Here is a 10,332-nt window from a genome sequence, read left to right as displayed (position 1 = left end):
ATTGCTAAAAATTTTGCTAGCTTATATACTCAAGGAGGTAAAATGATTAATGAGAAATTATAAAAAGTTACCTAACTACGATAAAGATTCTAATGATAATAACTATACTGATAAAATATATGACAAATATAAAAACAGAACTAGTTATGATACACATTCCGATGATGATTACTATAATAATATAAATTATGATGATGTAAATTATAGTGATTATGATGACGATTCAAATTATAATACTAATTATGACGAGAATTTTGATTCTAATGATGACGTAAATTACGAATATGATACCAAAACAGATTCTGATGAAGGTGACTATATTAATGTAGACTTAGGCGAAAAAAAATATGATGACTCAGATGAGGACTCAGCTGAAGACTTAACTTCTAATATTGAAGAGTTTAAAACAGATTTCGATATTGAAGATTATGATGATATAGATTCTGATAATGATAATTCTAAAGGCGAAGAGAATTATGGGGAAAAACCCAATGATGATAACTTAAATGATGATATGGATTCTGACTCTCAAGATTATAAATATAATGCAAAAGATGATAAAGATATATGTTTCGAGGAAAAAAATTATGATGACTGCGATAAAAAAGACTATGACGATTGTAATTGCCATAAAAAGCACCGCAAATGTAAAGTAAAAATAGTTTGTTGTGAAGGTCCTAAAGGACCTAAGGGTTGTAAAGGCGATCCCGGCTATCCTGGTCCTAGGGGACCTAGAGGTCCTAAAGGCGATCCTGGCTGCAAAGGTGATCCCGGTTGTCCTGGTCCTAGGGGACCTAAAGGTCATAAAGGTGATCCTGGTTGTAACGGTGAATGCGGTTGTCCTGGCCCTAGGGGACCTAGAGGTCCTAAAGGTGACCCTGGCTGCAAAGGTGATCCCGGCTGTCCTGGTCCTAGAGGACCTAAGGGTCCTAAAGGTGACCCTGGTTGTAACGGTGAATGCGGTTGTCCTGGTCCTAGGGGACCTAGAGGTCCTAAAGGCGATCCTGGCTGCAAGGGTGATCCCGGTTGTCCTGGTCCTAGGGGACCTAAAGGTCATAAAGGTGATCCTGGTTGTAACGGTGAATGCGGTTGTCCTGGCCCTAGGGGACCTAGAGGTCCTAAAGGTGACCCCGGCTGCAAAGGTGATCCTGGTTGTCCCGGCCCTAGAGGTCATAAGGGCGATCCCGGTTGTCCTGGCCCTAGAGGACCTAGGGGTCATAAGGGTGATCCCGGCTGTAACGGTGAATGCGGTTGTCCTGGTCCTAGAGGTCCTAAAGGCGACCCTGGCTGCAAAGGTGATCCCGGTCGTCCTGGTCCTAGAGGTCCTAGAGGTCATAAGGGTGATCCCGGCTGTAACGGCGAATGCGGCTGTCCTGGTCCTAGGGGTCCTAGAGGTCCTAAAGGCGACCCTGGCTGCAAAGGTGATCCCGGTCGTCCTGGTCCGTCAAGTGAATGTAAATGTGTAAATCAAATGAGAAATATTCTAGAACAAATTATGTGCTTATTCCCTGATGCAATAATCGATGTAGCCTATGAAAATGGAGGATATGTATCTGGTGTACCATGTGGATTAACTCCTAAGGGAGGAAATAGTTGTATATTATTACTCTCAAACTGTGGAAAAATTACTAACAGAATAAACATCTGTAAAATAGCATCTATAACTGTTAGAAACAGATGCCTCATAGATCATGATGGAAGATTAAAGATTTGCTTCCTTCCAGTACCTCATAATCTTCCTAAAGGCAGCGAAGCAGACTGTGAAAGAGCTGTAAGAAAAACTCTCAAATCACTAATTGGATGTAAGGTCAATGTAGTAGCTGGTGGAACAAATACTGGCTATCAAAAAGTTAAAGCTACAGCTTATGGAGCAGCCTTACTTTCCAATAATATAATAGTTTCAACTTGTCATGTAGAGGATATAAAATAAAAGATTTTAATGATGGAAATGAGTTTCTCATTTCCATCTTAAATAAAGAATTGTGGTTTAATTATGCCTTTAATTAGCTTATGTATGATAATATTACTCTCCCAAAGCTGCCTAATCCAGCAAGCAAGTTCAGCATGTTTGAGTAAAAACAATTCTGTAAAATTCATTATTGAAAAAGCCTAATGTTCAAAACTTGTGATTATATTCTAACTAATATGTTATTTATTTCTTCACTTATCTTGATTCTCTCACTATAAACCCATTCAACATCAAAATTCAAATTAAATACCTTTGAAAAGGAATAATATAGATTTATTTTCTGATAATAAAGCTCAAGCTCATAGAGTTCTTTTACCAAACATATAGGTTTTGAAATAACATCCATCTTAGCAATAAATAACTCATCCACATAAGCTAAAAAACTATCCATCATAGTAGAATTTAATACATCAAAAGGTATTTTTAGAAGCATCCATTGAGTTCTTTCATCTAATTTGTAGGACTTTATACTATCCAGTACTATAATATATTCAGAAATATCCATCTTCCTATAAAAACTTATCTTCTCTGCTCTGGTACTCCAAAGGGCAAGCTTCTCTTTTAGAGGTAAACTTTTTATTCTAAGTATCGCTTCACTAGGTCCTATAACTGCCTCATGTATAATTTGATCTGATGCATTTATCATCTCACTTATAAATTTCTGAGTGTTTCCATAGGATGCCACATATCCAACGTTGTATATTCCCTTTCTTCCTGCCCTTCCTGCAATTTGCTTTACCTCTTGAGACTTCAAATACCTTACCTCACTGCCATCAAACTTCTTAACATCCATAAACACTATTCTTTTAATTGGAAGGTTCACTCCAAGACCAATGGCATCCGTAGTTATTAATATCTTTGCCTCTTTATTCATAAATTGCTCATACTGCTTTCTTCTTACTTCAGGAGGCAAATCTCCATAAATTAAACTTGCTTTTATACCTAAGTTTGCATAATAATATGCTAATTCTAATACTCTTTTTTTAGAAAATACTACAAGTGCATCTCCATCTTGAATATCTTTACGTGAAAAAGAATTATATTCCATCTCAAGAGGTATGTTTCTTTTATATTCTTTAAATTCATATTGATCCTGACAATTTTCAATTATGTCAATCAATAAATCTTTACTATTGATAGCTCCACAAACATGTATTTCTTTACAATTTAATCCTAGCAAAGCTCGTGTCCATGCTGCTCCTCTTTGATCATCATTTATCATTTGAATTTCATCTATAACTGCTATATCATACTCTTCATGAATATCTAATTTTTCTATAGTGCAGGATATGTGCTGTGCTCCTTCTACAATTATTTCTTCTTCCCCCGTCATAAGGCTGCATCTTACACCTTCTGAATTTAGCCTCTCATAATTCTCAAGGGCTAATATTCTAAGTGGTGAAAGGTATATTCCCTTTTTAGCCTTCTTAAGTCTCTGCATTGCATTATAAGTTTTTCCTGTATTAGTTTCTCCTAGATGGAGGTAGAATTTTCTTACAATCTTTCTGGCATCTTCATATTCATCCTTGGGGTTAGGTGGAAACACATTATCAAATTCTTTAGATACAAGCTTAGGTATATGCTTAGTTATAAGTACGCTGATTATTCCTGAATCTAAATAACTATTATAATTATGTTCTGCTATTTCACTAAAATTAAAATTAGTACTATTTTTTCTATTGTAGTCCTGCAAAAGCCTTTCAGATATGTATTCCAATATTTCTAAGTAACTTTCATAAACATCCTTAAAGTCTCTAAAGTCAGCCTCTTCAAACTCTTTAAGCTGTCTTATTTTCTTTCTTACAGAAGCCTCATGTTTCCACAGTGCATTTGTTTTAGTGTGATTTACTATTTCTGTTATTTGAGGTATTTGATTTTTTATCTTTCTAAAATTTCTTTCCACTGCCCCTCTTTTCATAGATTGTCCTCCTAGTCTAACATATCTAATAATTCATCAAATCTCTTTATAGTATCCTCTAAAGGCTTAGGTGAAGTCATGTCTACTCCTGCTTTTTTAAGTACATTTATTGGATAATCACTGGATCCGCTCTTCAAAAATCCCTTGTAAGATTCTACTGCCTTTTCTCCATTTTTCAATATTGCATTAGCAAAAGAATGTGCTGCTGCATAACCTGTAGCATACTGGTATACATAAAAATCCCAATAGAAATGAGGAATTCTTGACCACTCCATATCTATTTCTTCATCTACAACCATATCTGGTCCAAAATATTTTTCATTTAAATTTCTCCAAGTTTTACATAAGTCGTCTCCTGTAAGTGGTGTTCCATTTTCTATTTTTTCATGAGTTATTTTTTCAAATTCAGCAAACATAACCTGTCTGAATACAGTAGTCCTAATTTGTTCTAATTCTTGATTTATAAGATAAAGCTTTCTTTTTTCATCTTTTTCACTGTCAATTAAATAATGCATTAATAAGCTTTCATTAGTAGTTGAAGCCACTTCTGCACAGAAAAGAGAATAATCTGAATATATATAAGGTTGATTTTTCCTCGAATAATAAGAATGTATAGAATGACCCATTTCATGTGCTAAAGTAGAAACATCTGTAAGCTTATAGTCATAATTTAAAAGTACATAAGGCATAGTATCATAATCCCCTGTGGAATAAGCTCCTCCTCTTTTGCCTTTGTTTGGATATATATCTATCCATCCATCCTTTATTCCTTCATCAAATATATCTAAATATTCTTCTCCTAAAGGCTTTAATCCTTCTTTTACTATTTTCACTGCTTCATCAAATTCTATATGTTCTTGTACAGTATCTATTAGGGGCACATATAAATCGTACATGTGCATTTCATCAAATCCTAAAAGTTTCTTTTTAATGCTTACATATCTGTGCAGTGATTTTAAATTGTTATTTATAGTATCAACAGTATTATTGTAAACATCTAAAGAAATATCATTAGGCTTTAATGAACATTCCATTGAACTTTTATACTTTCTAGTCTTTGATATAAAGACAAAATTTTTTATATTTGAAGTAAGGGATGCAGCTAAGGTATTTTTATACTTTTTATAAGTATTAAATAAAGCTTTAAATGCTTCTTCTCTAACTGTTCTATTTTTAGATCTTATGAAACCTGAATAATTCACATCGGTAAGCTCAACACTTTTTCCATTCTCATCCTCTATTTTAGGAAAAGTCATATCAGCATTAGAGAGCATACTGTAAATTTTCTCTGGGGCATTTAAACAATCTGATACTGATGCTATAAGTTCTTCTTGCTCCACACTTAAAACATGAGGCTTCTTTTTCAAAATTTTTTCTAATAAAAATTTATACATATTTAGTTCTGGAACATCTTCTATAAATTTATCTATAGTTCCTTCTGGCAAACTCAATATTTCAGGAATAAAAAATGCTTCCATACTTTCTATTTCAGCATTATAAGCATATATTTTATCTCTTAAAACTTGAAAAGTAGGATTAGCAGTATCTTCATCATTTTTCATGTGTGCAAAAATAACTAGTTTTCCTGCCAATCTTGAAACTTCTTCATCCAGCTTAAAATATTCTAAAAGCTTCTTACTTTCAGATAATTTACCAGCGTATTCACTTAATTTTGGTGCCATAGATTTTAATTTTTCAAAATCCTTTTCCCAGTTTTCTATACTTTTATATATTTTCTCTACCTTCCATTTATCTTCTTTTGATATTTCATCTCTTCTTTTTGTCTGTGTCATATAAAATTATGCTCCTTTTCTATAATTATAATATTTAGGAAACCTTACAATTAGTTTTCCCATATTTTACTTTAATTATAAAGATTTTTACTCTATATTACTACATTATTGTTTTTATAATAGTTTTGTAATATAAAGTTTCTTTAATATTTTATTCAAGTTCAAGGTAATATATCATTTTTAGATATTGAATTTATATCAACATTCTTTAATTCCTTAGTATCCTCTTTTTTAAATATTTTTGTCGCAGCTTCACCAATAGATTTTATAATTCTTAATACATAATCATCACTCATATTTACATAAATTCCTTATGAAAAATTGATATATTATTATGAATAAATATTTTACTTCTACAAATCGGTCTATTAAATATATTATATCATTGAAAAATTAATCATCAATATTTTCCATAATTGATAAAAACTAATTCAACTTAATAATCTACATAAATTAACTTTACCTCCATATAACATAATATAATATTTTATTTAAGTTAATTATTTTACAAATTTATCATGGATACTTCTATATATTCCATGCTTTTCTCTACATTTCTTTCACTCTTTAATGTTCTCCATCATAATATATACAAAACGATTGGGGATGATAAAATGATGATGCCAATTATAGTTACTTGCAGAGAGTTTTTTGAGATGTTTTTAATCCTCGTTCCACTTACAGTTTATTTATATAAGATTGGTGAAAATAAACTTATGAAGAATATCTTTGTAGGTGGTACTGCTGGATTGATTGTAACAGTTCTTACAGGTATTGTTGCATTTAATACTACTGCTAAACTTGAAGGTTATGCAGAAAATTTCTTTATGGGATCAACAATGTTATTCTTATCAGGATTAATCCTTTTTAGCTTAGTAATAATCAAGAAACAATCCAAAAGTATTCAGGATTATAAACAAACGAAAGAAAATAACTTTACTGCCTATAGTTTATTTATTTTAGCTTTTGTAACAACCTTCAGAGAAAGCTTGGAAATACTGATCTTCTTCTTACCATTTTTGCACACGAGCTTACTATTAACACTAAGTGGTGGATTAGTTGGTTTTGTTATATCTTTAATAATAGCATTTCTAGTATTTAAATTTGCCGTTAAATTAAACATTAATATAATCTTTACTGTTTTAAATCTATTCTTAATTTATATAGGGGCATGCTTATTTGGAGAATCACTTTTAGAATTGATGCCAAATGCAGGAGACTCTATAGAATTAGCAGGTCAACTAATTTATGGTATACCAGTTGCATTTTTATTTATTAAGAGTGAACTAAAAAAATACGTTAAGAGGTAATCGATATTTATCGCTAAAGCAAAGACACTAAGCTTAACGCTTAGTGTCTGTATTAACATACCTGGCAGCGACCTACTCTCCCGCAGGGTCTCCCCTGAAGTACCATCGGCACTGTAAAGCTTAACCTACCTGTTCGGTATGGGAAGGAGTGTTGCCTTTACGTTATCGTCACCAGATTTGAGAAATTGTTCTCTCAAAATTGCACAGTATAGTTAAGTTAAAAGTCAAATTAAATGATTTAAGTTAATTTGGTCAAGCCCTCGACCTATTAGTATCAGTCAGCTGAACATGTTGCCATGCTTACACCTCTGACCTATCAACCTTGTGTTCTTCAAGGGGTCTTACTAGCTTGCGCTATGGGAAATCTAATCTTGAGGTGGGCTTCACGCTTAGATGCTTTCAGCGTTTATCCCGTCCCGACATAGCTACCCAGCCGTGCTCCTGGCGGAACAACTGGTACACCAGAGGTCAGTCCATCCCGGTCCTCTCGTACTAAGGACAGCTCCTCTCAAATTTCCTGCGCCCGCAGCGGATAGGGACCGAACTGTCTCACGACGTTCTGAACCCAGCTCGCGTGCCGCTTTAATGGGCGAACGGCCCAACCCTTGGGACCTACTTCAGCCCCAGGATGCGACGAGCCGACATCGAGGTGCCAAACCTCCCCGTCGATGTGGACTCTTGGGGGAGATCAGCCTGTTATCCCCGAGGTAGCTTTTATCCGTTGAGCGATGGCCCTCCCACGAGGTACCACCGGATCACTAAGCCCGACTTTCGTCCCTGCTCCACCTGTATGTGTCGCAGTCAGGCTCCCTTCTGCCTTTGCACTCTTCGAACGATTTCTAACCGTTCTGAGGGAACCTTTGGGCGCCTCCGTTACTTTTTAGGAGGCGACCGCCCCAGTCAAACTGCCCGCCTAACAATGTCCCGTGGCCAGTTTCATGGCCTCCGGTTAGAATCTCAGTACTGTCAGGGTGGTATCCCAAGGATGACTCCGCTAGGGCTGACGCCCTAGTTTCTAAGTCTCCCACCTATCCTGTACAGACAATACCGAAACTCAATGTTAAGCTGCAGTAAAGCTCTACGGGGTCTTTCCGTCCAACTGCGGGTAGCAAGCATCTTCACTTGCACTACAATTTCGCCGGATTTGCTGTTGAGACAGTGCCCAAATCATTACGCCATTCGTGCGGGTCGGAACTTACCCGACAAGGAATTTCGCTACCTTAGGACCGTTATAGTTACGGCCGCCGTTTACTGGGGCTTAAGTTCATACCTTCGCTTGCGCTAAGTATTCCCCTTAACCTTCCAGCACCGGGCAGGCGTCAGCCCCTATACTTCAGCTTTCGCTTTAGCAGAGACCTGTGTTTTTGCTAAACAGTTGCTTGGGCCTATTCTCTGCGGCCGTCCGTAAGGACGGCACCCCTTATCCCGAAGTTACGGGGTCAATTTGCCGAGTTCCTTAACAGCAATTCTTCCGATGGTCTTAGGATTCTCTCCTCACCTACCTGTGTCGGTTTGCGGTACGGGCACCAGTTTCCTCCATAGAGACTTTTCTTGGCAGCGTGGAATCGGATACTTCTTTCTTAGAAAAGAAATCCCTGTAACACCTCAACTAATCCCAGCGGATTTACCTTCTGGGCACGTCTAAGTGCTTAGACACACATCCAACAGTGTGCACATCCTACCCTCCTGCGTCATCCCATCTGTCAAATGGAAGCTGGCGGTATTGGAATGTCAGCCAATTGTCCATCACCTACGCCTTTCGGCCTCGGCTTAGGTCCCGACTAACCCTGGGAGGACGAGCCTTCCCCAGGAAACCTTAGGTTTTCGACCAATAAGATTCTCACTTATTTCTCGCTACTTATGCCAGCATACTCACTCCTGTACAGTCCACCGCTCCTTACGGTACAGCTTCAATCCATACAGGAAGCTCCTCTACCACTCTTTCGAGTCCATAGCTTCGGTGGTAAGTTTTAGCCCCGGACATTTTCGGCGCAGGATCTCTCGACTAGTGAGCTATTACGCACTCTTTAAATGAGTGGCTGCTTCTAAGCCAACATCCTAGTTGTCTTAGAAATCCCACATCCTTTACCACTTAACTTACACTTTGGGACCTTAGCTGATGATCTGGGCTGTTTCCCTTTTGACCGCGGATCTTATCATTCGCAGTCTGACTGCCGAGATACGAGTATATGGCATTCGGAGTTTGATAAGGTTCAGTAACTGTTTTCAGCCCTTAGCCTATTCAGTGCTCTACCTCCATTACTCAATCTCGACGCTAGCCCTAAAGCTATTTCGAGGAGAACCAGCTATCTCCGAGTTCGATTGGAATTTCTCCGCTATCCACAGCTCATCCCATGGTTTTTCAACACCAACGCGGTTCGGACCTCCACGGAATTTTACTTCCGCTTCATCCTGTCCATGGATAGGTCACTCGGTTTCGGGTCTGCAGCATGCAACTAGTCGCCCTATTCAGACTCAGTTTCCCTTCGGCTCCATACCTTAAGTATTTAACCTTGCTGCATACCGCAACTCGCTGGCTCGTTCTACAAAAAGCACGCCGTCGCACTTAAATGTGCTTCGACCGGTTGTGGACACACGGTTTCAGGTTCTATTTCACTCCCCTTCCGGGGTTCTTTTCACCTTTCCCTCACGGTACTGCTTCACTATCGGTCACCAGGTAGTATTTAGCCTTGGGAGGTGGTCCTCCCAGCTTCCCACAAGGTTTCACGTGTCTCGTGGTACTCTGGAATAGATCTAACTTAAATTTCTTTTTATTTACAGGGCTTTTACCTTCTGCGGCGGAGCCTTCCAGCTCTCTTCAATTAGGAAATAAAAGTGTTTATGATCTACCCGCAACCCCAGGAACAAGTTCCTGGTTTGGGCTCTTTCTCTTTCGCTCGCCGCTACTTAAGAAATCGATTTTTCTTTCTCTTCCTCCGGGTACTTAGATGTTTCAGTTCCCCGGGTTTGTCTCTATAAACCTATGAATTCAGTTTAAAGTACATGACGTTAGTCATGTGGGTTTCCCCATTCGGAAATCTCCGGATCACAGGCTATTTGCGCCTACCCGAAGCTTATCGCAGCTTATCACGTCCTTCTTCGACTCCTGGTGCCATGGCATTCACCATGCGCCCTTTGTAGCTTGACCTTTAAGTTAAAAATTGCTATAAACTTCACATTACTGCGTCAATGCCATCCCTGCAGTACTCACTTACCTTAAGTAAGCTCCGTTCCTCGCTCAGGCATTTCCTTGTACTGTTCGTTTCTATCAATTTTTATTTCATTAATAATAAGTTATACACTATTATTAATTTTTGTTTGTTAGTTGATATATTATTACAC

General features: G+C 37.4%; 5 protein-coding genes and 2 rRNA genes. 2 read left to right on the top strand and 5 right to left on the bottom strand.

Annotated elements, in window-relative coordinates; translation table 11 throughout:
- Nucleotides 1-49 precede the first annotated feature (49 nt).
- Nucleotides 50-1,930: a collagen-like protein gene (locus EBB51_RS06420; RefSeq protein WP_123053704.1), complete on the top strand. Its 1,881-nt coding sequence runs from the start codon at nucleotides 50-52 to the stop codon at nucleotides 1,928-1,930.
- A 199-nt stretch (nucleotides 1,931-2,129) separates the two neighbouring features.
- Here the strand turns inward: EBB51_RS06420 and EBB51_RS06415 are convergent, their stop codons facing one another.
- The 3 genes from EBB51_RS06415 to EBB51_RS13955 form a co-directional block, all read right to left on the bottom strand.
- Nucleotides 2,130-3,887 (bottom strand): helicase-related protein, encoded by a 1,758-nt coding sequence (locus tag EBB51_RS06415; RefSeq protein ID WP_123053703.1) that lies wholly within the window; start codon nucleotides 3,885-3,887, stop codon nucleotides 2,130-2,132.
- Between the two features lie 11 nt (nucleotides 3,888-3,898).
- Nucleotides 3,899-5,680, bottom strand: coding sequence for an oligoendopeptidase F (gene pepF / locus EBB51_RS06410; protein WP_123053702.1), 1,782 nt, complete (start codon nucleotides 5,678-5,680; stop codon nucleotides 3,899-3,901).
- A gap of 161 nt (nucleotides 5,681-5,841) precedes the next feature.
- Nucleotides 5,842-5,976: a hypothetical protein gene (locus EBB51_RS13955; protein ID WP_279221826.1), complete on the bottom strand. Its 135-nt coding sequence runs from the start codon at nucleotides 5,974-5,976 to the stop codon at nucleotides 5,842-5,844.
- A gap of 318 nt (nucleotides 5,977-6,294) precedes the next feature.
- On the opposite strand from EBB51_RS13955, the gene EBB51_RS06405 reads away from it, so the two are divergent.
- Entirely contained in the window at nucleotides 6,295-6,990 is a 696-nt protein-coding gene (locus EBB51_RS06405; protein WP_190285342.1) for an FTR1 family protein, read from the top strand.
- A 59-nt stretch (nucleotides 6,991-7,049) separates the two neighbouring features.
- Here the strand turns inward: EBB51_RS06405 and rrf are convergent.
- Nucleotides 7,050-7,166: ribosomal RNA gene (gene rrf / locus EBB51_RS06400) — 5S ribosomal RNA — on the bottom strand.
- Nucleotides 7,167-7,238: 72 nt separating this feature from the next.
- Nucleotides 7,239-10,138: ribosomal RNA gene (locus EBB51_RS06395) — 23S ribosomal RNA — on the bottom strand.
- Nucleotides 10,139-10,332: the final 194 nt, after the last annotated feature.

The organism is Clostridium sp. JN-1, assembly GCF_003718715.1.
In the GTDB taxonomy this organism is placed as follows: Bacteria; Bacillota; Clostridia; order Clostridiales; family Clostridiaceae; genus Clostridium_AV.
Note: the sequence above shows the minus strand (reverse complement) of the source record. Positions and strands in the feature narration are given on the sequence as shown.